This window comes from Caballeronia sp. LjRoot34, from assembly GCF_964253815.1.
In the GTDB taxonomy this organism is placed as follows: domain Bacteria; phylum Pseudomonadota; class Gammaproteobacteria; order Burkholderiales; family Burkholderiaceae; genus Caballeronia.
Genome location: NZ_CAXUSB020000001.1, coordinates 506,631 through 531,468, shown reverse-complemented (window position 1 = coordinate 531,468; position 24,838 = coordinate 506,631). Strand labels below are relative to the sequence as shown.

Here is a 24,838-nt window from a genome sequence, read left to right as displayed (position 1 = left end):
GGGTTCGCTGGGTTGGCTGGGTCATAAGCGCTGACCCAGCGCCCTGTCAGCCCGCGAGCGCGGCTTTCGCCGTCTCCACGACATGCTCGACGGTAAAGCCGAAATACTTGAAAAGCTCGCCGGCGGGCGCGGATTCGCCGAACGAATCGATGCCCACCACGCCGCCTTCGAGACCCACGTACTTACGCCAGAAATCGGTCACACCCGCTTCGATCGCCACGCGCACGACGCCCTTCGGCAGCACGCGGTCGCGATATTCCTGATCTTGCAGATCGAACGCATTCGTACACGGCATGGACACGATGCGCGCGCCAATGCCTTCCTGCGCCAGTTTCTCGCCGGCCTTCAGCGCCAGTTCGACTTCCGAGCCCGTTGCGATCAGGATGATCTTGCGTGCCGGGATGTCGTCGTTCCAGTCGCGCAGCACGTAGCCGCCCTTCGCAATATTCGCAATCTGCACGTCGTTACGCGGCGAGAACAGCAGGTTCTGACGCGTGAAGATCAACGCTGACGGGCCCTTGTGCTCAATGGCATGCGTCCATGCGACGGCGGTCTCGACAGTGTCCGCCGGACGCCACACTTGCAAGTGCGGAATCAGCCGCAAGCTCGACGTTTGTTCCACCGACTGGTGCGTCGGACCGTCTTCGCCCAGGCCGATCGAATCGTGCGTGAACACGAAAATGGACGGCGCTTTCATCAGGGCGGCCACGCGCAGCGCGTTGCGGCTGTAGTCCGAGAAGGTCAGGAACGTGCCGCCAAACGGCCGATAACCGCCATGCAGCACAATGCCGTTGATGGCAGCGCTCATCCCGAATTCGCGCACGCCGTAGTTGATGTGGTTGCCCCACTGGATCTCGTTCGTGTTCTCACCGGCGCGCACCGGCTTCGATGCCTTCCAGTTGGTCAGGTTAGAACCCGTCAGGTCGGCGGAACCGCCCAGCAGCTCAGGCAGCGCCGCAGCGAGGCCGTCGAGCGTCTGCTGCGAAGCCTTGCGCGTGGCAATGGTTTCGCCCTTCTGATTCGCGGCTTCAATAATGTTCTTCGCGTCCTGCGCCCACGTGGCCGGCAGTTCGTCGTTCATCCGGCGCACGAATTCCGCGGCTTCGGCCGAATGCTTCGCGCGGTAGGCATCGAACTGCTTGTTCCATTCCGCTTCCGCGTGCGCGCCCGCTTCCTTCGCGTCCCATGCTGCGTAGACTTCTTGCGGAATCACGAACGGTTCCCAGCTCCAGCCCATTCCTGCGCGTGCATCGGCGATTTCCTTCAGACCGAGCGGCGCGCCGTGCGAATCGTGGCTGCCTTGCTTGGTCGGCGCACCCTTGCCGATAGTCGTACGGCAGCAGATCAGCGTGGGTTTATCCGAGTTCTTCGCTTGCGCAATGGCTGCGTCCACCGCGTCCACGTTGTGGCCGTCTACCGCGCGGATCACGTTCCAGCCGTAGGCTTCGAAACGCTTCGGGGTGTCGTCGTGGAACCAGTGCTCAACGTGACCGTCGATGGAAATACCGTTGTCGTCGTACAGCGCGATCAGCTTGTGCAGCTTGAGCGTGCCCGCGAACGAACAGGCTTCGTGCGAGATGCCTTCCATCATGCAGCCGTCGCCGAGGAACACGTACGTGTGGTGGTCGACGATCTTCGCGCCGTCCTTGTTGAACTCCGCCGCGAGCAGCGCTTCGGCGAGCGCCATGCCGACCGCGTTCGCCAGACCCTGGCCAAGTGGGCCGGTGGTCGTTTCGACGCCCGGCGTGATGCCGTATTCCGGGTGTCCCGGCGTCTTCGAATGCAGTTGGCGGAAGTTCTTGAGTTCGGTGATCGGCAGGTCATAGCCGGTCAGGTGCAGCAACGAGTACAACAGCATGGAACCATGACCGTTCGACAAGACAAAACGGTCGCGGTCAGCCCAGTGCGGGTTGCCCGGGTTGTGCTTCAAGTGACGCGACCAGAGCGCGACGCCGATTTCCGCCATGCCCATTGGCATGCCCGGATGGCCGGAGTTGGCTTGTTGAACAGCGTCCATTGCCAGCGCACGGATTGCGTTGGCCATCAGGCTGGTCTGGCTGGAATTCGGGGTCGTCATGTCGAGTCCGGTAGGTCCTGAAAAAATCCTGGGATGATTCTCGGCGACGCACCGGAGCAAACGATGAAACCACGTTTTCAACACCCGGAGCGACGAGAAACGAAGAGGATCGGAAGCCGGTTATTCTAGCAGACGACTTTGGCGCACTGCCGCGAGGGCCGTCGCGGCGCCGAAGGAATTGGCCGCCAATTGGCCGCCAATTGGCCGCCGCCGCGAACGTAGATCATAACGAACGCTTCGCGCGGGCACGCTCCCTGCACCGGCATAGCGAGCGGACGCGACGTCGCGCAGCAACAGAAATCCGCGCAGCCCTTCTGCCAAAGGGCGTCATGGCACAATGCACTGATCAAGCCGAGCTCGAGGAGAAGCCCTTATGTCCGACCCCCGCCCCGCCGATGTGCCGTGGCTCACGCCTTACCTGACCGTTCGCGATGCCCGTGTCTCCACCGGTTTCTACGAACAGGCGCTAGGTTTTGCGGTGCGTGACAGCGTCAACGACGACGGCGCCGTGATCCACGTCGAGATGACGTATCGCGGACAGTTGATCCTGATGTTCGCCCCCGAAGGCGCCTATGGTTCGCACGCGAAGACGCCGAAAAGCACGGGCCTGATGGCGCCGCAATCGTTCTATCTTTACGTAGACGATGTAGACGCCGCGTTCGCACGTGCAGTCGCGGTTGGCGCGAAGCCGCTGATCGAACCACAAGACCAGTACTGGGGCGACCGTTTTGCGCAGTTTGAAGACCCGGACGGGTATCGCTGGGCAATCGCCCGGCATTTGAATTAGGCTGGGTACGTCGCGTTCACGGTTGTTCGTCGAACCTTGAACGTTGATCAGGTCGCACTCAAGCTCCATCACTTCCCTGCCCGCGCGCTTCACGGCGTCCGGGCGAGTCATTTCATGCCACGTTTCTTTGTTGCCAGTCCGCTCGTCGCGGGCGAAATCATGCCCTTGCCGGACGATGTCGTCCGCCATGTTCACGTCCTGCGCCTGCAAACCGACGACACCGTCCACCTCTTCAACGGCTCGGGCGGCGAATATCGCGCGCGTCTGGTTGAGATCGGCAAGCGGACAGCGACCGTGCAACTCGATGAATTCACCGACCGCGAAGCGGAGCCGCCGTATCGCGTCACGCTGGTGCAAGGTGTGGCGGGCGGCGACAAGATGGATTGGCTGATCGAGAAGGCGGTCGAACTGGGCGTCACGTCCGTCGTTCCGCTCACTGCCGAGCGCGGCGTAGTGCGGTTATCGGGCGAACGCGCGGCGCGTCGGCAAGGACATTGGCAGGCGTTGGTGCGAGCCGCGTGCGAGCAATGCGGAAGAAATCGGGTGCCGGACGTAGCAGTGCCTCAGGACCTGGATAAATGGCTCGGCAATCTGCCGCCCGCCGAAGACGGCGAGTTGCGGTTGCTGCTGTCGCCACGAGCGCAGCTTGGGTTTGCCTCTTTGCCGGCGAGCGCGCCCACCGCGTCCGTAACTATCGCGATCGGGCCGGAAGCCGGATTTTCGCCGGCTGAGGAAGCGGCCATTATCGATGCCGGTTTTGTCACCCTTGGTCTCGGACCTCGCATCTTGCGCACCGAGACGGCGGGTATTGCAGTCCTCGCGGCACTGGCCGCGCGCTGGGGCGGGTGGTGAATTAACCGCGGCATCGCTGCGATCCATCTCGAAATAAAACGCAAAAAAGCCAGTCAGCGCCTGTGTTCAACAGACGATGACCGGCTTTCTAACTTCTCTGCGCCGAGAAAACTCAACGCCTTGCGCATGGAACTTGTTCAGAACTCGGGCGCTTGCCGCTTGCGTTCAGGCGAACGGCTCAGGCGAACGAGTAAAACACCCTGAACGCCACACGCCGTTCGGCCCAGAATTCCGCTGCTTCGCGAAACACGTCGAGCAAGGTCTCGCGCCCTTCCTTGTCAAATTTCTGCGCAACAGGCAGTGCTTCCAGCACGATCACGAAACCCGGCTGCGAACCGGCTTTGTGCACGAGGTCGGTGAGACTGTCGTACAGCGCGTCGTAATTCTTCCCGAAGTGCTTCGGAAACAAAAACGACGTGGCGATGGTTTCGAGCACTTCCTGCTTGCTCTGGGCCTGGCCGCAATACGCGTAGAGAAAATGCTGGCCGAGCTTGCTCGCTTCGTCGGCGAGATCCTGGACCCTGAAAGCGCGGATCGACTGCACGATATTTGATCGTACCGTCTTGAAAAGACTCATAGACCCCTCGTTCAATGATGACAGCGCCGTGCTCTGTTCGTCGTCGGGTCGATTTTCGTCTGTCGTGCGGAGTCGCAAAACTCGCTGAAACATGTTGCCATCGCCGGCGAAAAGATCACCCGCGACACCGTTGTCGTGCGCGTAGATGTTGTCGCTCATGCCGTTCATCCCGAAGTTAATCCCGCAATGCGTTTAAAACTCACGTAATGGTCGTCGGTATAGAAGCAGTTGTCGACCTGCCGACGGGGCCCGCCACATACGATCCGCCGTGCGCCGCGATCGCGGGCGCGCGGCGTAGGAACGGTGTATTCGTGGTAAAAGCCGCGTGGGTGCGGCGGCAGCATACGCTCGCGGTTGCCGAACACGATGCCGTCTTTCTCATACGGGAAAGGCCCGCCAGCCTCGATCCGCCGCAGCGTCACAACGGCCTGTTTCGGCAATTGTGCGGCGTCGACGGTAGTCTGCGACGGTTCCGAACCCGTTGATGCGGCATCGCGCCAGCTCTTTGCGCGCGGATCGCTTTTCAGCTTGTCCTTGTCTTGCAACACGTGCGGCGGTTCCGCCTGCGACGCTCCTGCCAAGGCGCTCGCGGCCGGGCTTGGGGAATCCGGCCCGCTTTTCCCGCAGCCGCTCAACACCCACGAAAGCGCCACAATGAACCCACAAAACCATGCGCGCTTCACGAAACCTGTCCCCGCTTTGAACCCAGAAATATGACGACCATTAAAGACGTAAGGGTATCGCTAATGACACCGGGAATCAATGTTGGTTCGGAAGATGCCCGTTTTTCAGGCGCTTTTTGCCTCTTATCTGACCGTTACATGCGGCTCGCCAACGCTTTTTCACGAATGACAAAAAAATAGGCCTCGATCATATTTAGGATCAGTCTGAGATATTTTTATCTTATTTAGGTTGAAAATGACTTCATGCATGGTTTGGGGAGCGGAGCCAGCGTCGCCTCTCTCGCGAAGCTCCCACGGTGTAAAAATCGGCATCATTGCTGTTTGGAGGAGAAAGCAAATCCCCTTGCATGCCTCGTGGCGTGCCGGATCATCCGGCACGCTTTTTTTTGTTCCGGCGCGCGACGTGACCATCAGGAATCCGATCATTAAGCCGACGAAACGCTGCAACTATGCGGTCCAATCGTCGCGGAAATGAAAAAGAGGGATTGCGACCACTTGCCGCAATCCCTCTTTGCAATCCGTCTTTCTATTTCTGCAACCCCTCTTCCCGGAGTTCTACTCGAACCCGCCAGCCCTGCGCGGATTCCTGTCCGGCGAGCTTTAATCTCGCTTCGAACCCTTACCGCGCCGCAGCCGTTGCGTCCGCCACCAGCAACGCCGTCATGTTGACGATCCGGCGCACCGTAGCCGACGCCGTCAGCACATGCACGGGCTGAGCCGCGCCCAGCAGCATTGGCCCAATGGCAATGTTATTGCCCGCTGCCGTCTTCAGCAGGTTGTACGAAATATTCGCGGCATCAATATTCGGCAGTACGAGCAAATTCGCGTCGCCTACCAGCGTTGATTCCGGCAGGACTTCGCGGCGCAGGTTGGCATCCAGCGCTACGTCGCCGTGCATTTCGCCGTCCACGTCCAGATCCGGCGCACGCTCGCGCAACAATGCCAGCGTGTCGCGCATCTTGATGGCCGTCGGCGCGTTGCTGGTACCGAAGTTCGAATGCGAAAGCAGAGCGATCTTCGGCACAATGCCAAAGCGGCGCACTTCTTCCGCCGCCATGATCGTGATCTCGCAGAGCTGCTCGGGGGTCGGGTCCACGTTCACGTGCGTGTCGACAATGAAGATCTGCCGGCCCGGCAGCACCAGCGCATTCATTGCTGCATAGACGCTGCAGCCTTCCTTCTTGCCGATCACCTGATCGACGAAATGCAGATGGCGGTGTGTCGTGCTGATCGTGCCGCAGATCATGCCGTCCGCTTCGCCCTTCTTGACCAGCATCGCACCAATCAGCGTGGTGCGGCGGCGCATCTCCAGCTTCGCCATCTGCGCGCTGATGCCCTTCCTGGCCATCATGGTGTGATATGTCTGCCAGAAGTCGCGATACCGCTCGTCGTGATCGGTATCCACAACCGTGAAGTCCACGCCAGCGGTCAAACGCAAACCGTACTTCGTGATGCGCTGAGCGATCACGGCCGGTCGTCCGATCAGGATCGGCTTCGCAATCTTCTCGTCCACCGCGATCTGGACCGCGCGCAGCACGCGTTCCTCTTCACCCTCCGCGAACACAATGCGCTTCTTGTCCGGATCCACGCTGCGTGCGAGCTGGAACACCGGCTTCATGGTCGTGCCGCTGTGATAGACGAACTGCTGCAGATGCTGTTCGTACGCGTCCATGTCTTCAATAGGACGCGTGGCCACGCCTGAATCCATAGCGGCCTTGGCCACCGCCGGCGCGATCTTCACGATCAGGCGCGGGTCGAACGGTTTCGGAATCAGGTACTCGGGACCAAACGACAGGTCCTGAATGCCATAAGCCGTTGCCACGATATCGCTTTGTTCCTGCCGCGCCAGTTCCGCGATCGCGTTCACCGCGGCAATTTCCATTTCGCGCGTGATCGTGCTCGCGCCTGCGTCGAGTGCGCCGCGGAAAATGAACGGGAAACACAGGACGTTATTGACCTGGTTCGGATAGTCGGTACGGCCGGTGGCAAGCACCGCGTCCGGACGCACTTCCAGTGCGAGTTCCGGCAGGATTTCCGGCGTCGGGTTGGCGAGCGCGAGAATCAGCGGCTTTTGCGCCATGCCCTTGACCATCTCCTGCTTCAACACGCCGCCAGCGGACAGGCCGAGGAACACGTCGGCGCCTTCCATCACGTCGGCCAGCGTACGCGCCGAGGTTTCGCGCGCAAAACGGTCCTTGTCCGGGTCCATCAACTCGACGCGGCCCTTGTAGACCACGCCGGCCAGATCGGTCACGAAGATGTTTTCGAGCTTCAGGCCAAGTTCAACCAGCAGGTCCAGACAGGCCAGCGCTGCGGCGCCCGCGCCCGAGGTAACCAGCTTCACTTCTTCAATCTTCTTGCCGACCACGACCAGGCCGTTGGTAATAGCAGCCGCGACAACGATAGCCGTGCCGTGCTGGTCGTCGTGGAACACCGGGATCTTCATGCGCTTGCGGCATTCCCGCTCCACGATGAAGCAATCCGGCGCCTTGATGTCTTCCAGGTTGATGCCGCCGAACGTGGGTTCGAGCGCGCAGATCACTTCAACGAGCTTCAGCGGGTCCATCTCGTTCAACTCGATGTCGAACACGTCGATACCGGCGAACTTCTTGAACAGCACGGCCTTGCCTTCCATGACCGGCTTCGACGCGAGCGGCCCGATATTGCCGAGCCCGAGGACCGCCGTGCCGTTTGTCACGACGCCGACCAGGTTGCTGCGGGCGGTGAAACGCGCGGCATTCAGCGGATTGGCGACGATTTCCTCGCACGCGAACGCCACGCCCGGTGAATACGCCAGCGCGAGATCGCGCTGGTTGATCATCTGCTTGGTGGGAGCAATCGCGATTTTGCCGGGGGTGGGAAACTCGTGGTAATCGAGTGCGGCTTCGCGGAGCTTGGCTTTGGCGCTATCGGCAGGAGAGGTCATGAGGCGTCTGGCTTTAGGCGAGATTAGAATAGAAGTTCGAACGCATTGTAGCGCCAATCAACCGACCCTCCGGATGGCAATACCGGCAATTCGCGGCACATAGCCCATTTGGACAAGGGCTGGAAAAGCAGCATCAGCCGTACGCCGGCAGCGGGTTCACGCCGCAAAATTCCCTTATTGAGATGAAACGCGCGTCAACAGGCAGGCATCGTCGCCAACTCTCTCCCACCACGTCGCCGGATTGCTGATGCTCTCAGAGTTTTCCCTGATCGAACGATATTTCTCCCAGCCCGCCGCCGCGTTCCCGGCAACGGACGACGCGCCGAAGGCGACGCTCGGCATAGGTGACGACTGCGCGTTGCTTGCCCCGAAGCACGGACAGCACCTGGCAATTTCCACGGACATGCTCGTGTCGGGCCGCCATTTTTTCCCCGATGTGTCCCCGTGGGCGCTCGGTTACAAGGCGCTGGCGGTGAACTTGTCGGACCTCGCCGCCATGGGCGCGAAGCCGCGCGCGTTCACCCTGGCGTTGTCGATGCCGAAAGCCGATGAAAGCTGGCTCGAAGCGTTCAGCAGCGGCCTTTTCCAACTAGCCAACCAGTACGGCTGCGAGCTGATCGGCGGCGATACAACCAGCGGCCCGCACGTGTGCATCAGCATTACCGTGTTCGGCGATGTCCCTGTTGCGCAGGCACTGCGGCGCGATGCCGCACGACCAGGCGACGACATCTGGGTATCCGGCGTGCTGGGCGGCGCGCGTGCCGGACTCGGTATCCGCCGCGGCGAATGGTCGATGAAGGATCCTGCCGGCGAAGCCATCGCAATCAAGGCGCTCGAACTGCCGGAACCGCGCGTGGCGCTCGGCATCGCGTTGCGGGGTGTCGCGCACGCCGCGCTCGATATCTCCGACGGTCTCGCCGGCGACTTGCTCCACGTATTGAAGCGCTCGAACGTGCGCGCGACGGTGAATATCGATCAGATACCGCGCGCCGGCACGCTCGCCGACCTGCCTGCGGCCGCGCAGGTGCATTGCATCCTGGCGGGCGGCGACGACTACGAACTCTGCTTTACCGCGCCAGCCGCCGTGAGGACCGAAATCGAACGGATAGGGACGGCGCAGGGAGTTTTGTTGACGCGTATCGGTACAATCGAGGGTCCGGCCGCCGAGGGACGAGCGGCGTCCAACACGTCCGGCACAGCGCCGAAGGACTTGCCGGCCATCGACTGGCGCGACAACACCGGTCCGGTTTCTTTCCCCGACACGGGCTTCGACCATTTTCATGCAGACTGATCCGATCATCGACACAATTGACGAGACACCCCGCCCGAAGCCGTCGCGCCGCACGAGTGCGCGCTTCATGCTGTCGCATCCGCTGCATATCCTGTCGCTGGGCTTCGGCAGCGGCTTGTCGCCGATCGCGCCCGGCACCGTCGGCACCTTGTTCGCGTGGGCGTCGTTCGTGGTGTTCAACCCGCACCTGACGGTCGCCGAATGGGCCTTGCTGATCGCCGTGGGGTTCGTGGCCGGCTGCTGGTTCTGCGGTTTCACGGCGAAGAAAATGGGCATTTCCGATCCGTCGCCGGTGGTCTGGGACGAGATCATCGCGTTCTGGCTGGTGTTGCTGTTCGTCACGCCGGCCACGTTCACCGGGCAGTTGTGGGCGTTCATCGTGTTCCGTTTCTTCGACATGGTGAAACCGCCGCCCATCAGTTATTTCGACCGCCGGTTGAAAGGCGGTTTCGGCATCATGTTCGACGATATTGCCGCTGCGTTCTTCACGCTGCTCGTGATTGCGCTATGGCGCATGACCATTTGATTTCTGTCTTGCCCGCATCTCACGGTTCCGACCGCCCCCACCCGAGGCTTTGCCATGGCTACCGATAACGTCGTCCACCAGCTCGCCATCCGTGCCGGCAACAAACTGCGCGACGAGCGGCTGATGCTCGCGACCGCCGAGTCGTGCACCGGCGGGATGGTCGCCGCCGCCATGACCGATATTTCCGGCAGCAGCGCGTGGTTCGAGCGCGGTTTCGTCACCTATTCGAACCTGGCGAAGACCGAGATGATCGGCGTGCCGGCCGACCTGATCGAGCGCCACGGCGCGGTCAGCGAACCGGTTGCCAAAGCCATGGCGGAAGGTGCGCTGAGGAACAGCCGGGCGCAGGTATCGCTATCGATTACCGGCGTGGCCGGACCGGGCGGCGGCACGGAAACGAAGCCTGTCGGCATGGTGTCTTTTGCGTGGAGCAACCGCTTGCACACGGCGGTGGAGACGCAGCAATTCAAGGGCGATCGCGAGCAGATTCGCACCCAGGCGGCGGCGTACGCGCTGCGCGGCTTGCTGGAACTATTGGAACGAAGGGAACGGTGAGAAGACGGTGATCGAGCGGATGGCGGCAAGACAGGCGGAGACAGGAAGGGCCATGCACGGGCGGGTTTGCTGATGCCGGCGTTTGTGTACAACACGGCGCAAATCGTCAAATGGCTCGGCGCGCATACCGTTGCCAAGGCACGCGGGTACGTGGACGACGTGACGCGTCTGCACTGGGACGAAGACGTGCTGCGCGCCAACGTTCAAGGGACGCAACGCCAGCCTTATACCGTGGAGGTGACGTTTAACGATCAGCACGGCAAACTTTCCGCGCAAGGCCGTTGTTCGTGCCCGGTCGGATTCGGCTGCAAGCATGCCGCCGCCGTATTGCTCGCGAGCGCCGCGGACAGACCGCGCGAGTCCGAAACCGTGCGCCCCGAGGTAGCAGGCTGGCTTGAAGGATTCCGCTCGCGGTTCGCCTCCACTCGCAGTGCCTCCGCAAAAAAGCCCGGCGAGTCGAGCGGCGCGCTCGCGCTCGTTTATATGCTGGGAACGTCGCGCATCATGCGCACCGCCGAAGTCACGCTGTATAAAGTGCGGCTCAGTCCGGACGGTTCGGTCCACACGTTCGACCGGCCCTGGACGAATCTGGACGCGGCGCTTGTCAAGCAGCCGAAGTTCGTCGGCGATGAAGACATGAGCATCGTGCGGGGGCTCCTCATTGGACGTACCCGCAACGATTTCGGCGGCTTCGGGCTCCACGGCGAAGAAGGCGCGGACTTGCTGCAGCGCATGCTGGCGACAGGACGGTTATTCAGCGCCAGGCTGGCCAGCCACGAGACCTCGGGGCCGCGCCGGCCGCTGCGTGAAGGTGAGCAACGGCCGGGACGAATCGAGTGGACGCCCGATCTGGACGATCGCGTGCGTCCCGTGCTGCAAACCGAGCCGCCTGCCACGTTGGTCATTCCCACCGAACCGCTGTGGTTCGCCGACGCGCAGACGCTTGAAGCGGGCATCGTCGATATGCCGCAACCCGCGCGGCAACTGGCCGATTATTTGTCGATGCCGCCCATCTCGCTTGCCGAAGCGCCGTTGGTCAGCGCAATGCTGCGTGAAGTCGACTCCGATCTGCCTCCGCCGCCGGAGCCGGAAACGCTGAACGTGCGTATTGTCGATACGGAACCGGTGCCGGTGCTTGTGCTCGATACGCGGCCCGTCAACAGCAGTTGGCGTCCCCGCGACGAGCGCACCGCCGCGAACGTGCTCGACTTTGCCCTCGTGACTTTCGATTACGACGGTTTCAGCATCGACCCCACGCGCGCTACCACGGTCATGCGCGCCGCGTCCGGTGAGATGGTCCAGGTGAGACGCCGCCACGACGTTGAAGCGCGTTATCTGGCCTCGCTCTACGATCTTGGCTTCCGCCAGATTCCCTCGCATCAGCGTTTTGGACCCAAGCCCATTCCCAGCGGCGTGCTCGGCTTGCCCGTGCCCGACGCATGGGCCGTGTTCACCAACGACGCGCTCCCCGCGTTGCGCGAGGACGGCTGGCGCGTGAGCATGACGCCGGAATTTCGCTTCGACTTTATTGAGATCGACGACATCCAGGGCACCGCGCGCCAGGGAACCGACGGCTGGTTCGACCTGGAACTCGGCATTGCCGTGGGGGACCGGAGCGTTCGGCTGGAACCGCTGCTGGCTGACCTGTTCCAGCGCGACCGGCGCTGGCTGGCGGGCGCTATCGATTCGATCCACGACGACGAAGGCATCGAGCTCAAGACCGATCTTGGCGAGCGGCTGCGGGTGCGGGCGTCGCGGATCAAGCCGGTGGTACGCGTACTGATCGATCTCTTCGATACCCTCGGCACGCATCCGCTGCGCGTCTCCGAACAGGATGCCGGGCGGCTGGAAGCGCTCAGCGACACGGGCCGCTGGGAGTTTCACGGCGATGTGTCCATACGCGAGCTTGCTCAGCGTTTGCAGGAAGGGCCGGGGCTGCGGGAAGTGCCCGTGCCGCTTGGCTTGCATGCCGAGCTTCGGGGATATCAGCGCGAAGGGCTCAACTGGATGCAGTATTTGCGCGAGCGCAATCTGTCGGGCGTTCTCGCCGATGACATGGGTCTCGGCAAAACCGTGCAGACGCTGGCGCACATCCTGGTCGAGAAGGAGTCCGGACGGTTGGACCGGCCGGTGCTGGTGGTGTTGCCGACCACGCTGGTTCACAACTGGCGTGAGGAAGCGAAAAAGTTTGCGCCAGATTTGAGGGTGCTGGATCTGCACGGCCCACAGCGCAAGGAACGTTTCGATCAGATTGGCGAGCACGATCTTGTATTGACCACGTACCCGCTGCTGTGGCGCGATCAGGCGATGTTGTCGTTGCACGAGTACCACCTGCTGATCCTGGATGAAGCGCAGATAGTGAAGAACGTCGCGACCAAGGCTGCGAAGGGTATTCGCGATTTACGCGCGCGGCATCGGCTGTGTCTGACTGGCACGCCGTTGGAAAACCACCTGGGTGAGTTGTGGGCGCAATTCGATTTCTTGCTGCCCGGTTTCCTTGGGACACAGAAAGATTTTACGAAGCGTTGGCGCACACCGATCGAGAAATACGACGATCCGGTGCGGCGTGATTTGCTGGTGCGCCGGATTCGGCCGTTCATGCTGCGTCGAAGGAAGGATGAGGTGGCGAAGGAATTGCCGCAGAAGACGACCATTGTGCGGACCGTGGCGCTCGAGGGTGCGCAACGTGATCTGTACGAGACCGTGCGGATCGCGATGCAGGAAAAAGTGCGGATGGCGGTGGCGGATCAGGGATTGGCGCGCAGCCATATTGTCGTGCTTGAGGCGTTGCTCAAATTGCGGCAGGTTTGCTGTGATCCGGCGTTGGTGAAGCTGGCGCGGGCGAAGCGTGTGGAGGAATCGGCGAAGCTCGATTTGTTACTCGATATGCTGCCGGAGTTGCTTGAAGAAGGGCGTCGGGTGCTGTTGTTTTCGCAGTTCACCGGGATGCTGGCGATTATTGCTGCCGCGCTCGATAAAGGCGGGCTTCCTTATGTCATGTTGACGGGAGATACGACTGATCGGATTACGCCGGTGACGCGTTTTCAGGATGGTGAGGTACCGTTGTTTCTGATCAGTTTGAAGGCGGGTGGCGTGGGGTTGAATCTGACCGCTGCGGACACGGTGATTCATTACGATCCGTGGTGGAATCCGGCGGCGGAGAATCAGGCGACGGATCGGGCGCATCGGATTGGGCAATTGAAGCCGGTGTTTGTGTACAAGCTGATTGTGGCGGGGAGTATTGAAGAACGGATTGTGGCGATGCAGGGCCGCAAAGCCGCTCTCGCCGATAGTATTTTGCGTGAGGACGCGGCTGGGGCGGTGAAGTTTTCTGCCGAGGATATTGAGGCGTTGCTGGCGCCAATGCCAGTGGGTTGAGTTGGCACTCGGGGTTGGGGGTGGGTGGGGTGTTAGGTTCTGGGGTTAGTGGTCGGAGTCTATGCCGGGTTGATGCTTTCAGCGTTAGTGGTCTGCGAGAGTCGGATTTTCTCTTTATCACTGTTAGCCACTGTGCGTGGCGGCACGTCATTTCTGATATGACTGATATGACTTTCCGTGTCAACAGGTGTTTTTAGCTGTGGTCATCTTTTCTCTTCCTACAATTTCCTGAGGGCGGCGTAGCAGTAACACTCGACGGTGAATCAATCTGATATTCGCGGGTTGGTTACCGCATTACAGTGATCCGTCTCGTGAGCCTGCCGCTAACTTTGTGCGCAAGTCGGCGTGAACCGTTGATAAGCCGTTGCAAAGAAATGCCGCGGGTAACTCTGATGCCGGGCTACGCCGCCTTCAGGAAACTGCCTTTTCGATGATTGCAAAACTGTTTTTTGCTGGTTTAGACAGCCGCTCTGGAGTTGTTGATCGCCTGCTCCATGCCCAGACGGGCGATGTCCCAGATAAACCCGGCGAGTTCGCGAGCGATCGCGACGACCGCCACGTTTTTGAGTTTGCCCTTCGCCACCATTCTTCTAAAGCGCCCACACAGACGCAACTGCGCGTCCCAGGCGCGATCGATAATCACCTTGGGCACGCCCTCATGACGCTGCTGAATTTCGGGACTCACGCGGGCCGTATGCCGATAACTCCAGGCGGCCTCGATCAGCAACTTTCGCGCAAGCGAATTGCCCGTCTTGGTGATGCTGCCCTGGCGCCGGCTGCCCCCCGACGAGTATTCTGAAGGCGTTATGCCCAGCCACGCCATCAACTGCCGAGGATGGGCAAAGCGCGTCACATCGACGATCTCCGAGAGCAAGCCAACGGCGGTGGTGAACTTGATGCCGCGCATGGTTTGCAGGGCGAGCACGGCGGGATAAAAGCGCCACTGCGGCACCGCTTCGCGCAAGGCCGACTCAAGCCGCTCGCACTGCGCAAACCGGTCTTCGATCGCGCGGCGCAACTCGGTGAAGGCGAGGTCCTGCCATGCGTTGCCGAACGAGAACTTGCTGATCCAGCGTCGATGCGCCGGCCCCCAGTTCGCCGTGCCCGCGTATCGCACGGCGTGGGCGAGCAGGAACGATTTTAACGCTTGGCGGGCGCGTTTGAGGGCATCGCGCGTACTGGCCCAGACACGCGCAAGATCGCGAAACGCTTCGTCTTCGACGGTGGGCACATGCACTGCGCTGAGGTCGCCCGCGCGCAGTGAGCGCACGAGCTTGAGCGCGTCGCGGCGGTCGGTCTTCACGCGATCGCCGGCTTTGCGCGGGATCAGCGAGGGGGCGCACACCATGCACTCGAAGCCTTTGGCAGCGAGGCGGCGCTGCAGGTCATAGCCCAGAGGACCGGCTTCATAAACGATTTTTACGTGGCGAGCCTTGGATTGAAGCTTTTTGCATAACTGATCAATATCGCGAGAGCGCGTGCCGATCTTGCCGAGCACTTCGACTTCGCCGCTGCCCAGCGCGTAGGCAACTGTAATCGAGTCTTTGTGAACATCCAGTCCGACAAATAACGTGATATCGTTTTGCATGCTGGCCTCCGTGTTGGAAACAAAACCTATGAGTGACGGGTTCGCCCTCACTGTTACGGCTCTGGCGCTATGCTAACCCGCGTGTTTTAGCTCTGTCACGGGGGCCAGCCCTTACTGCTCACGGAAGTCATACTAACTTTGTCCAAAGCGACAAAGAAACGAAGCAAAGAAAACGCTTTTAAACCACGCTACCCTAAGTGTCCACAGCGTGCAGTTTTCATTCATAGGTGCCCCAAAAGCACGGTGCTCGCCAGAGCGGAGGATGTGTGAACCCCTCCTTCTCGCGAATCCTGACACGAACACGCTTCGCCCCGTACGCTCTCGGGCAAGCACCAGCGTTCAAGAATCAGCGCAGCCTCACGCGTTCTGGATGCCGCGCTCTTCGCGTGTCAGCTACGTGGTCTGACGGTTATGTCCATAGGTCACGGCACCACGCGTGTTGTTGCTCCGGTTTTGGTGAGTTACCCGCGCGGTCCGCACAGTTATTTTCGTCGGTTACGGCCGCGCGCATCTTCGCGACCTCGTTTCCAGCAGGGTTGGCGACGTGGTTCGAGGCGCGTACACATTTGGAGGGAGGTTGTTCGCGGATAGCGCGGGGTGTCCCTTGGGCAGGTTCAATCACCGGTGGCGAAGCGGTGGGTATCCGTGTTCGGAGAAGGAGGGGTTCACACATCCAAAGACGCGTGAGGCCGGGGTGGTTCCTTGGCAATGGTGCTTGCCCGAGAGCGTACGGGGCGAAGCGTGTTCGTGTCAGGATTCGCGAGAAGGAGGGGTTCACACATCCGTCGCTCTGGCGAGCACCGTGCTTTTGGGGCACCTATGAATCAAAACTGCACGCTGTGGACACTTAGGGTAGCGTGGTTGAAAGCGCTTTCTTTGCTTCGTTTCTTTGTCGCTTTGGACAAAGAAATGACGTGCCGCCACGCACAGTGGCTAATAGTGATAAAGAGAATATCCGACTCTCGCAGACCACTAACACTGAAAGCAGCAACCCGGCATAGACCCCGACCACTACCGCCGAAAGCACCACCCCGGCATAGACCCCGACCGCTAACCCCGGAACCTAGCAACCCGCCCCCAAATCCCAACCGAGTGCGAACGAAAACCTACACCACGACAGTCTGAGCTTCCCCGGCAAGCGATTCCCGCACTACACCGATCGACCAAACCTGCTCACCCGCAGCCGACAAAAGCCCCGTAGCGGCTTCAGCGTCCGCAGCATCGACCACAACGACCATCCCGATTCCGCAGTTAAACACCCGATGCATCTCGGCATCAGCCACACCGCCATGCTTCTGCAGCCACGAAAACAACGGCGGCAACGGCCACGCCCGATGATCCAGCTCAACCGTCAAGCCATCGCGCAGAACCCGCGGAATATTCTCAACCAGCCCACCGCCGGTGATATGCGCCATACCCTTCACAGCCATCTGCGACATCAACGACAACAACGGCTTCACGTAAATATGCGTAGGCGCCATCAACGCATCAGCAAGCGAACGGCCATCGAAATCAGCATTCAGATCAGGCTGCGCACGCTCAATAATCTTGCGCACCAACGAATACCCGTTTGAATGGATCCCAGAAGAAGAAAGACCCAACACGACGTCGCCAGGCTGAATGGTCGAGCCATCGATAATCTTGCTCTTCTCAACCGCACCCACCGCAAACCCGGCCAGATCGTACTCACCATCGGGATACATGCCCGGCATTTCAGCCGTCTCACCACCAATCAACGCACACCCGGCCAACTCGCAACCCTGCGCAATGCCCTGCACCACGGTCGCAGCCGTATCCACGTCCAGCTTGCCGCAAGCGAAATAATCGAGGAAAAACAACGGTTCAGCACCCTGCACCAGGATGTCGTTGACGCTCATGGCAACCAGATCCTGGCCAACCGTGTCATGCTTGTTCAGTTGAAAAGCCAGCCGCAGCTTCGTACCCACGCCGTCCGTGCCGGATACCAGCACCGGCTCTTTGTATCGTTTAGGTACTTCAAACAGTGCGCCGAATCCGCCAATTCCCCCCAACACGCCGTCGCGCATGGTTTTCTTGGCAAAGGGCTTGATCCGGTCGACAAGCGCGTCGCCGGCATCGATGTCCACGCCCGCGTCGCGATAGGACAAACCTTGGGCGTCTGAGGCGGATTTCGGTTGATTCATGGGGGATCGGCGAGAAGGTCGGTAAAATGAGATTTTAACCGATGCCAGCCGCCCAGCCGGATTTCTCGCAGTTCGCGACCCTGGCTCCGAAAGACCGCACCAAACCCTTTTCGAGACTCGCGCCCATCCGGCTGGAAACTCGACCCTGCGCTCAACGCCTTTCGCCACGGCATAAACCGGGCATCGGTATGCTGAGCGCGCCGCTTTTCAAGATACGCCCTGACGGAACCGATTGCCCGTGCAACGCCAACTGACGCTCGATCTCGGCACGCCGCCGCTCGCCACCTTCGATAATTTTTTCGCCGCCGGCAACCACGAACTGGTGACCCGTCTGTGCGAACTCGACGGTGCGCTCGCAGCCGGCCCCGTAGCCGACCGGACCTTCTACGTCTGGGGCGAAGCCGGCAGCGGGCGCAGCCATCTGCTGCAGGCGCTGGTGCACGAAGCGAACGGGCGGGCGCGCTTTCTGAGCCCGCAAGCGCCGCTGGCCGCGTTCACCTTCGACCCCACGGCGAGCATTTACGCCATCGACGACTGCGAGCAGCTTTCCGGCGCCCAGCAAATCGCGCTCTTCAACCTGTTCAACGAGGTGCGCGCGCATCCGGCCAGCGCGCTGGTGGCAACGGGCAATGTGGCGCCGCTGGGGTTATCGGTGAGAGAAGATTTGCGCACGCGCCTCGGCTGGGGACTCGTATTCCAGCTCACGCCCCTCTCCGACGAAAGCAAAGCCAGCGCGCTGAAACACGCGGCGCGCGAGCGCGGCATTGCGCTCGCCGACGACGTCCCCGCCTACCTGCTCACGCATTTTCGCCGCGACATGCCAAGTCTCATGACCTTGCTCGATGAACTCGACCGCTTTTCGCTGGAACAAAAGCGCGCCGTGACTCTGCCCTTATTACGCACGATGCTCGCCGCAAAAGAAGACAACGCGCCCCGTCCGCAGACCGAGCTTTTTTAGGCCCGATTTCAAGCCCATCACCGCGCCGCGAGCAGCCAGCGAACGCTTCCACCCGCTTCAAGTAAAATGCGCTCCCATGAACCTAGCCCTTTTTGATCTCGATCACACTCTCATCCCGACGGACAGCGACCACGAATGGGGCCGCTTCATGGCGAAACTCGGCATTGTCGACGCAGAGAAGTTCGCGAAGCAAAACGACGCGTTCTACGAAGACTACAAAGCCGGCACGCTCGATATCCACGCGTACCTCAACGCCCAGCTTTCACCGCTCGCCCAGCACCCGCGCGCTCAACTGGACGACTGGCACGCGCAATTCATGCGCGAAATCATCACGCCGGCCATCGCTCCGGCGGCATTGGAACTCGTGCGCAAGCACCAGCAAGCCGGCGATCTCTGCTGCCTCGTCACCGCCACGAACGCGTTCATCACGGCGCCGATCGGCCGGGCGTTCGGGATTGAAGCGTTGATCGCGTGCGAGGTCGAAACGGTCGACAATATCCCCAACGGCGAGCTGACCGGCCGCGCAACGGGCACGCCGAGCTATCGCGAGGGCAAGATCGTGCGCACCGAAGCGTGGCTCGCGTCCTTGGGAAAAAGCCTGAACGACTTCGAACACAGCTACTTCTACAGCGACTCGCACAACGACATTCCTCTACTCGAGAAAGTCACCGACCCGATCGCGACCAATCCCGACGACACCTTGCGCGCGCATGCGCAAGCCCGCGGCTGGCGCATCCTGGAAATCTTCTCCCCACGTGATTAAAAAACTCATCCGCAAGCTGTTCGGCCAGGAAAGCGCCAAAGAAGAGACCCCGGCAACCGCCCCGCTCTCCGACGATGTAAAACCCGCCCGCAAAAGCACGCGCAAAAAAGCGGCGCCCGCCGTCGCGAAACGCGATCCGAACGTACCCGTGATCCTGTCGGCGGACGTGCACGGCATCGACCCGGCCCTGATCTCGAAGAACGCGATTCGCGTGACCGAAGGTCTGCAACAAGGCGGGCATCGCGCGTTTATCGTGGGTGGCGCCGTGCGCGACCTGCTGCTGAACGTCGCGCCGAAAGATTTCGACGTTGCAACAGACGCTACGCCCGACCAGGTGCAGAAACTGTTCCGGCGCGCGCGCATCATTGGCCGGCGGTTCCAGATCGTGCACGTGCAGTTCGGGCAGGACATCATCGAAACATCGACGTTCCGCGCACTCGTCGATACCCCCGCCGATGCACCGCCCTCACCGCCCCCGCCGCGCTTGCGACGCGGTGAAATGGACACGCGCACGCATGCGGTCGATGCCAGCGGCCGCGTGCTGCGCGACAACGTGTGGGGCGAGCAGCACGAAGACGCCACGCGCCGCGACTTCACGATCAACGCCATGTATTACGATCCGGCCACGCAAACCGTGCTGGATTATCACGACGGCATGGCCGACATCCGCGCGCGTTTGCTGCGCATGATCGGCGACCCGGCCACGCGGTACCGCGAAGACCCGGTGCGCATGCTGCGTGTCGTGCGTTTTGCCGCGAAGCTCGGCTTCGAGATCGAGCCTGCCACGCGCGCGCCGATCGCGGAGCTGGCCGACCTGATCAGCAACGTTCCGGCCGCCCGCCTCTTCGATGAAATGCTCAAGCTGCTGCTTTCAGGCCACGCGCTCGCGTGCCTCACGCGGCTGCGCGCGGAAGGTTTGCATCACGGCGTATTGCCGCTGCTCGACGTGATTTTCGAATCGCCGCACGGCGAGAAATTCATCACGCTCGCGTTGACCAATACCGACGAACGCGTGCGCGCCGGCAAAGGTGTATCGCCGGGTTTCCTGTTCGCCACGCTGCTCTGGAACGACATGCAGACGCGCTGGGAGCAGTTCACGGCGGCCGGTGAATTCCCCGTGCCCGCACTGCATCGTGCAATGGACGACGTGCTCGACATGCAGACCGAAAAACTCGCTATCCATAAGCGGTTTTCATCGGATATGCGCGAGATATGGGGCCTGCAACTTCGGCTCGAAAAACGCTCGGGCAGAAGCGCGATGAAGCTGCTGGAACACCAAAGGTTTAGGGCAGGTTATGATTTCCTCCTGCTGCGATGCGAATCCGGCGAACTGGATGCATCGGTTGGTCAGTGGTGGACGGATTTCATTGCTGGGGACGCTGCCGCGCGCGAGTCACTGCTTTCGCACGGCGGGAAGGACCGGGTACCCACGAAACGACGGCGGCGTAGCAGCAACGCCAAAAGCCGCAGGCCGGGTGACGGAATGGAGGGCGGCGCGAGCACCGTAGAAGGGTCAGCTCGCGACAATCGCGAAGAGCGTGACGTGCGTGATGTACGGTATGGCGACGAAAGCGGTGGCCAGCGCGACGATTGACACGGACCGTGCGCGTGTTTTGATCATGTCGATCAACGCGCGTGGGCCGTGTAACGCCAAACGACAGTCGTAGGATTCATGCCATGACGGTAGCTTATCTGGGCCTGGGCGCAAACCTTGGTGACGCGCGCCAGACCCTGAAAGACACAGTGGTGTGTCTTGCTCAGCAAAACACGATCACCGTGCTCGCGAAGTCGAGCCTCTATCGCACCGCGCCCGTGGACGCCGGTGGCGACGACTACTTCAATTACGTCGTCAAGATCGATACCACGCTGGCCGCGCGCCAGTTGCTGCGGCTGTGCCACGGCATAGAAAGCCATTTCGGACGCGAGCGGCCATACAGGAACGCGCCACGTACACTCGATATCGACATCCTGCTGTACGGCGATTCCTGCATCGAGGAAGCCGATCTCGTCGTGCCCCACCCGCGTCTCACCGAGCGCGCGTTTACGCTCGTGCCGCTGGTCGAACTCGACCGCGATGTAGTCATCGCGCAACGCGGCCGCGCCGATGCATTCCTCGCCTCGGTTCAGGATCAACGTATTGAAAAAGTGGCGACACATCAGTGCCCGCTATTCGCTTCCCGCTGCACTTCGCGACGCGAAGCCTGAAAAATTTGCGATGCGAAGCCCGAAATTCCGCGACGCGAAGCCTGAAAGGTGAATAGCCCATGAGCATGTCGCCCCTTACCGTCACCGCGCCGCAGTTGCGCCCGCCGCATCGGTATATTGCGATTGAAGGGCCTATTGGCGTCGGCAAGACCACGCTGGCGCGTTTGCTCGCCGAACGCTGGTCGATGCGCACGCTGTTCGAGCGCCCGCAGGAGAACGTGTTTCTAGAGCGGTTTTATCGCGACAACACGCGTTACGCGCTGCCTACGCAATTGCAATTCACGTTGCAGCGCGCGCAGCAAACGCAGGAGATCGCAGCGGCGTTGCTAGGCGCACCCGGACATCTCGGGCAACACGCCAGCGCGCCGCTCATCACCGATTTCCTCACCGATAAAACCGCGTTGTTCGCCCGTCTCACGCTCCCCGACGACGAATTCGAGCTGTTCGGGGAGATCGCCAAGCGTATTGATACGTCAGCGCCCGCGCCGGATCTGGTCGTGTATCTGCAGGCGAGTCCCGAGGTACTGTTCGCGCGCATTCAAAAGCGCGCGGTGCCGATGGAACTGCAAATCCCGGACGCGTACCTGCGCGCCCTCTGCGACGCCTACAATGACTTCTTCTATCACTACGACGCCACGCCGCTGTTGACGGTGAACGCCGAGCATCTGAATCCGCTGGAATCGGACGCCGATCTGGCGCTGCTGGTTGATCGAATTGAAACCATGCGTGGGCGCAAGGAATTCTTTGTCAAGGGCACGTCACTTTAAGTCCGTCCGGCTTGCGCGCAGGCGTGCCGTCTCTTATCTAGTCGATGTGGAAATTCTCATGGCGTATTTGCAGGAAACCAGCCGCACCGCGATCACCGTCCCGAAGCTTCGGACCATGCGTGAAGCCGGCGAAAAAATCACGATGCTGACGTGCTACGACGCGAGTTTTTCCGCGTTGCTGGATCGCGCGGGCGTCGATGTATTGCTGATCGGCGATTCGCTTGGAAACGTGTTGCAAGGGCATGGCACGACACTGCCCGTCACGCTAGCCGATATTGCGTATCACACCGCCGCGGTCGCACGCGGCAACAAGAACGCGCTGGTCGTCGCCGATATGCCGTTTGGTACCGTCGGCTCGCGCGAGGAAACCTATGCGAACGCCGTGCAGTTGATGCGCGCGGGTGCGCAGATGGTGAAGATCGAAGGCGGAGAATGGGTCGCCGATACGGTCAGGTTTCTCGTTGACCGGTCAATTCCCGTTTGCGGGCATGTGGGCTTGACGCCGCAATCGGTGCACGCGTTTGGCGGGTTCAAGGTGCAAGGAAAAACCGACGCCGGCGCCGAGCAAATGCGCCGCGATGCCCTCGCATTTCAGAATGCCGGCGCGCAATTGCTGGTGATCGAAGCGGTGCCTACGCTGGTGGCTAGCGAGGTGACGCAGCAGTTGGTCATCCCGACTATTGGCATTGGCGCAGGGCTCGATTGTTCGGGCCAAGTGCTCGTGCTGCACGACATGCTCGGGATTTTTCCCGGCAAACGGCCGCGGTTTGTTAAAGACTTCATGCAAGGGCAGCCGAGCATTCTTGCAGCAGTCGAGGCGTATGTTCGCGCCGTGAGGGAAAAGACCTTTCCGGGGCCGGAGCACACGTTTTAAAGGGGGTTTGTTGTTCGTTTGTTGTTCTGTCAGAGGCGGCGTTCTTGTTCGCCTCTGCTTAGCTCAACCGCTTCAACCGCGCCGGCATCGCGCCGCGCAGCGCGTTGCAGATCATCAACGATTCCGCACGGTCAAGGTCCTCACGCGTCAGTGTGCGTTCCTCAGCATCCAGCTCTTCGATCAATACGGCACGCATCACGCCCGGCAATAATCCTGCGTCGAGCGGCGGCGTGCGCCAACGGCCATTGAGTCTCACGAACACGTTCGATCGCCCTCCTTCCGTCAGCTCTGCGCGCTCGTTGAAAAACAGCATGTCGAACGCGCCTAGCGCTTCGGCCTCGCGCCACGCACGGTCATACTCTGCACGCGACGTCGTCTTGTGCCTGAGCAATGGATCGTCCGCCGATCGCGCTGCAAAACCATATTCCGACGCCAGCAAAACGTCGGCCGTCGACGCCGCCAACGGCACGAGCGGCGCACTCGTCACGGTGATCTCACCGCTTTTACTCAACGCAATCCGCAACCGATAACCCGCCTGCGCTTCGAAGCCCGCGCATGCTTCATCGATACATTCCTGCAGCTTCGCCCGATCAAGCGGAAAGCCACACCACTGCGCACTGGCCTCAAGCCGCGAAAGATGGCGATCCCAATGGCGAATCCCTTCTTCCTTAGTTGCAAAAGTGGTCTCGAAGAGCTGGAAACCCGGATCGGAGCCAATCAGGAATTGAGCCTTCAATTCGCACTCCTCGAATTCATCGGCGGCGATGCTGTCCAGCACAATGCCCGCGCCCACGCCCATCCTGCCTCTGCCGTGCTGTATTTCCAGTGTCCGGATCGGCACCGACAAACAGAAGTCCCGGCGCTTGTCCAGCCAGCCGATCGCGCCCGTATAAATGCCGCGCGGCGTGCTTTCCAGCGCATCGATCAGTTGCATCGTCTTGTGCTTGGGCGCGCCCGTGATCGACCCGCACGGCATGAGCGCCCGAAGGATATGCGCGAACGTGGTGCCCGGAAGCAACCGTGCTTCCACCGTCGATGTCATCTGCCAAACCGACGTGTACGGTTCAACCGAAAACAAGCGCGGCACGTGCACGCTTCCCGTGACCGCGACACGCGACATGTCGTTGCGCAGCAAGTCCACGATCATCACGTTTTCGGCGCGATTCTTCGGATCGAGCCGCAGCCATTCCGGGTCCGCGCTGCGGGGCGCCGTGCCTTTCATCGGCCGCGCCTGCAGCACGTCGCCCTCGCGCCGGATGAACAACTCGGGCGAGCACGAGAGCACATCGCGCCCGTCGGGCAGCGCAATCAGCGCGCCGTATTGCACGGGCTGCCGCTCCCGCAGCCTTCGATACAACCCAACTGCCGAGCCAAAGACATCGAAGGCGAGACGGAACGTGTAGTTGATCTGATAGGAATCGCCGGCCTGCAACGCGTCCTGAACGGCCGCGATGGCCTGGGCGAACGCGTCGGGCGTCACGCTCGCTTCAACGTTCGCGACACCCGCCACCGATGGCTGGCCGGCCAGCCCGTTATCACGCGCGACGAGCCATTGATTCGCCTCTTCACACGATAACAACGTGCACTCGCGGAACAACAAAAAGCGCAGCGCGGCATCGCCGGGCTGCGCTAACTGAAGATTGCGGCCAAATTCATAATCCGCGAGCATGACGGCGTGCAATCCGTCGCGCAGGTCTGCTTCAACAATCGCACACACTGCGTCGAGTTGCGCGGGATCATGGCACGATCGTTCATGCAAGAAGCTGGCGTACAGGCGACTCGACCGCCTTTCGGCGGTCGAGTCGCAATCGTCGAGCAGCGCGAAAACCTCGCGGCGTTGCTGCATGATCATCGCCTTGGTCGAGAGAA

20 protein-coding genes are annotated in these 24,838 nt (G+C 61.2%); 12 read left to right on the top strand and 8 right to left on the bottom strand.

Features of this window, described 5'->3' with window-relative positions; translation table 11 throughout:
• Positions 1–46 precede the first annotated feature (46 nt).
• A complete protein-coding gene (gene tkt / locus ACSQ36_RS02405) occupies positions 47–2,077 on the bottom strand; it encodes a transketolase (protein WP_436180779.1) in 2,031 nt (676 codons plus the stop codon).
• Between the two features lie 373 nt (positions 2,078–2,450).
• Here tkt and ACSQ36_RS02400 point away from each other — a divergent pair, with 373 nt between their 5' ends.
• Positions 2,451–2,864 (top strand): VOC family protein, encoded by a 414-nt coding sequence (locus tag ACSQ36_RS02400; RefSeq protein ID WP_062089626.1) that lies wholly within the window; start codon positions 2,451–2,453, stop codon positions 2,862–2,864.
• Positions 2,865–2,978: 114 nt separating this feature from the next.
• Positions 2,979–3,716 (top strand): 16S rRNA (uracil(1498)-N(3))-methyltransferase, encoded by a 738-nt coding sequence (locus ACSQ36_RS02395; RefSeq protein WP_436180778.1) that lies wholly within the window; start codon positions 2,979–2,981, stop codon positions 3,714–3,716.
• A gap of 178 nt (positions 3,717–3,894) precedes the next feature.
• On the opposite strand, the gene ACSQ36_RS02390 is transcribed toward ACSQ36_RS02395, so the two are convergent.
• From ACSQ36_RS02390 to ACSQ36_RS02375, 4 genes are all read right to left on the bottom strand, one after another.
• Positions 3,895–4,452: a barstar family protein gene (locus ACSQ36_RS02390; protein ID WP_213768530.1), complete on the bottom strand. Its 558-nt coding sequence runs from the start codon at positions 4,450–4,452 to the stop codon at positions 3,895–3,897.
• 5 nt (positions 4,453–4,457) lie between these two features.
• Positions 4,458–4,976 (bottom strand): ribonuclease, encoded by a 519-nt coding sequence (locus tag ACSQ36_RS02385; protein ID WP_346730649.1) that lies wholly within the window; start codon positions 4,974–4,976, stop codon positions 4,458–4,460.
• Positions 4,977–5,135: 159 nt separating this feature from the next.
• A complete protein-coding gene (locus tag ACSQ36_RS02380) occupies positions 5,136–5,423 on the bottom strand; it encodes a hypothetical protein (protein ID WP_436180777.1) in 288 nt (95 codons plus the stop codon).
• 172 nt (positions 5,424–5,595) lie between these two features.
• Positions 5,596–7,902, bottom strand: coding sequence for an NADP-dependent malic enzyme (locus ACSQ36_RS02375; RefSeq protein ID WP_213768531.1), 2,307 nt, complete (start codon positions 7,900–7,902; stop codon positions 5,596–5,598).
• A 247-nt stretch (positions 7,903–8,149) separates the two neighbouring features.
• Between ACSQ36_RS02375 and thiL the strand changes: the two genes are divergently transcribed.
• From thiL to ACSQ36_RS02355, 4 genes are all read left to right on the top strand, one after another.
• On the top strand, positions 8,150–9,193 hold the full coding sequence (thiL, locus tag ACSQ36_RS02370; RefSeq protein ID WP_436180776.1) for a thiamine-phosphate kinase: 1,044 nt from the start codon (positions 8,150–8,152) through the stop codon (positions 9,191–9,193).
• Positions 9,183–9,719: a phosphatidylglycerophosphatase A family protein gene (locus ACSQ36_RS02365; protein ID WP_255631769.1), complete on the top strand. Its 537-nt coding sequence runs from the start codon at positions 9,183–9,185 to the stop codon at positions 9,717–9,719. The genes thiL and ACSQ36_RS02365 overlap by 11 nt, the downstream gene beginning before the upstream one ends.
• 54 nt (positions 9,720–9,773) lie before the next feature.
• Positions 9,774–10,274 carry a CinA family protein gene (locus tag ACSQ36_RS02360; RefSeq protein ID WP_213768533.1) on the top strand — a complete coding sequence of 167 codons (501 nt, stop codon included), beginning with the start codon at positions 9,774–9,776 and terminating at the stop codon, positions 10,272–10,274.
• A 72-nt stretch (positions 10,275–10,346) separates the two neighbouring features.
• Positions 10,347–13,652 carry an SNF2-related protein gene (locus ACSQ36_RS02355; RefSeq protein ID WP_436180775.1) on the top strand — a complete coding sequence of 1,102 codons (3,306 nt, stop codon included), beginning with the start codon at positions 10,347–10,349 and terminating at the stop codon, positions 13,650–13,652.
• A gap of 457 nt (positions 13,653–14,109) precedes the next feature.
• Here the strand turns inward: ACSQ36_RS02355 and ACSQ36_RS02350 are convergent, their stop codons facing one another.
• Both ACSQ36_RS02350 and purM read right to left on the bottom strand, forming a co-directional pair.
• Complete coding sequence (locus ACSQ36_RS02350) at positions 14,110–15,240, bottom strand: IS110 family transposase (protein WP_436180774.1); 1,131 nt, start codon at positions 15,238–15,240, stop codon at positions 14,110–14,112.
• Between the two features lie 1,106 nt (positions 15,241–16,346).
• On the bottom strand, positions 16,347–17,402 hold the full coding sequence (gene purM / locus ACSQ36_RS02345; RefSeq protein ID WP_436180773.1) for a phosphoribosylformylglycinamidine cyclo-ligase: 1,056 nt from the start codon (positions 17,400–17,402) through the stop codon (positions 16,347–16,349).
• 232 nt (positions 17,403–17,634) lie between these two features.
• On the opposite strand from purM, the gene hda reads away from it, so the two are divergent.
• The 6 genes from hda (at position 17,635) to panB (ending at position 22,969) form a co-directional block, all read left to right on the top strand.
• Positions 17,635–18,360, top strand: coding sequence for a DnaA regulatory inactivator Hda (gene hda, locus ACSQ36_RS02340; RefSeq protein ID WP_436180772.1), 726 nt, complete (start codon positions 17,635–17,637; stop codon positions 18,358–18,360).
• 76 nt (positions 18,361–18,436) lie between these two features.
• Complete coding sequence (locus ACSQ36_RS02335; RefSeq protein WP_213765900.1) at positions 18,437–19,123, top strand: HAD family hydrolase; 687 nt, start codon at positions 18,437–18,439, stop codon at positions 19,121–19,123.
• Complete coding sequence (gene pcnB, locus ACSQ36_RS02330; protein ID WP_213765899.1) at positions 19,116–20,717, top strand: polynucleotide adenylyltransferase PcnB; 1,602 nt, start codon at positions 19,116–19,118, stop codon at positions 20,715–20,717. Before ACSQ36_RS02335 ends, pcnB begins: the two co-directional genes overlap by 8 nt.
• 83 nt (positions 20,718–20,800) lie before the next feature.
• Entirely contained in the window at positions 20,801–21,328 is a 528-nt protein-coding gene (folK, locus tag ACSQ36_RS02325; RefSeq protein WP_213765898.1) for a 2-amino-4-hydroxy-6-hydroxymethyldihydropteridine diphosphokinase, read from the top strand.
• A gap of 59 nt (positions 21,329–21,387) precedes the next feature.
• On the top strand, positions 21,388–22,095 hold the full coding sequence (locus ACSQ36_RS02320; protein WP_436180771.1) for a deoxynucleoside kinase: 708 nt from the start codon (positions 21,388–21,390) through the stop codon (positions 22,093–22,095).
• Positions 22,096–22,153: 58 nt separating this feature from the next.
• Positions 22,154–22,969, top strand: coding sequence for a 3-methyl-2-oxobutanoate hydroxymethyltransferase (gene panB, locus ACSQ36_RS02315; RefSeq protein WP_213765896.1), 816 nt, complete (start codon positions 22,154–22,156; stop codon positions 22,967–22,969).
• 58 nt (positions 22,970–23,027) lie between these two features.
• Here the strand turns inward: panB and pabB are convergent, their stop codons facing one another.
• Positions 23,028–24,821, bottom strand: a complete 1,794-nt coding sequence (pabB, locus tag ACSQ36_RS02310) for an aminodeoxychorismate synthase component I (RefSeq protein ID WP_436180770.1) — start codon at positions 24,819–24,821, stop codon at positions 23,028–23,030.
• Between the last annotated feature and the right edge of the window lie 17 nt (positions 24,822–24,838).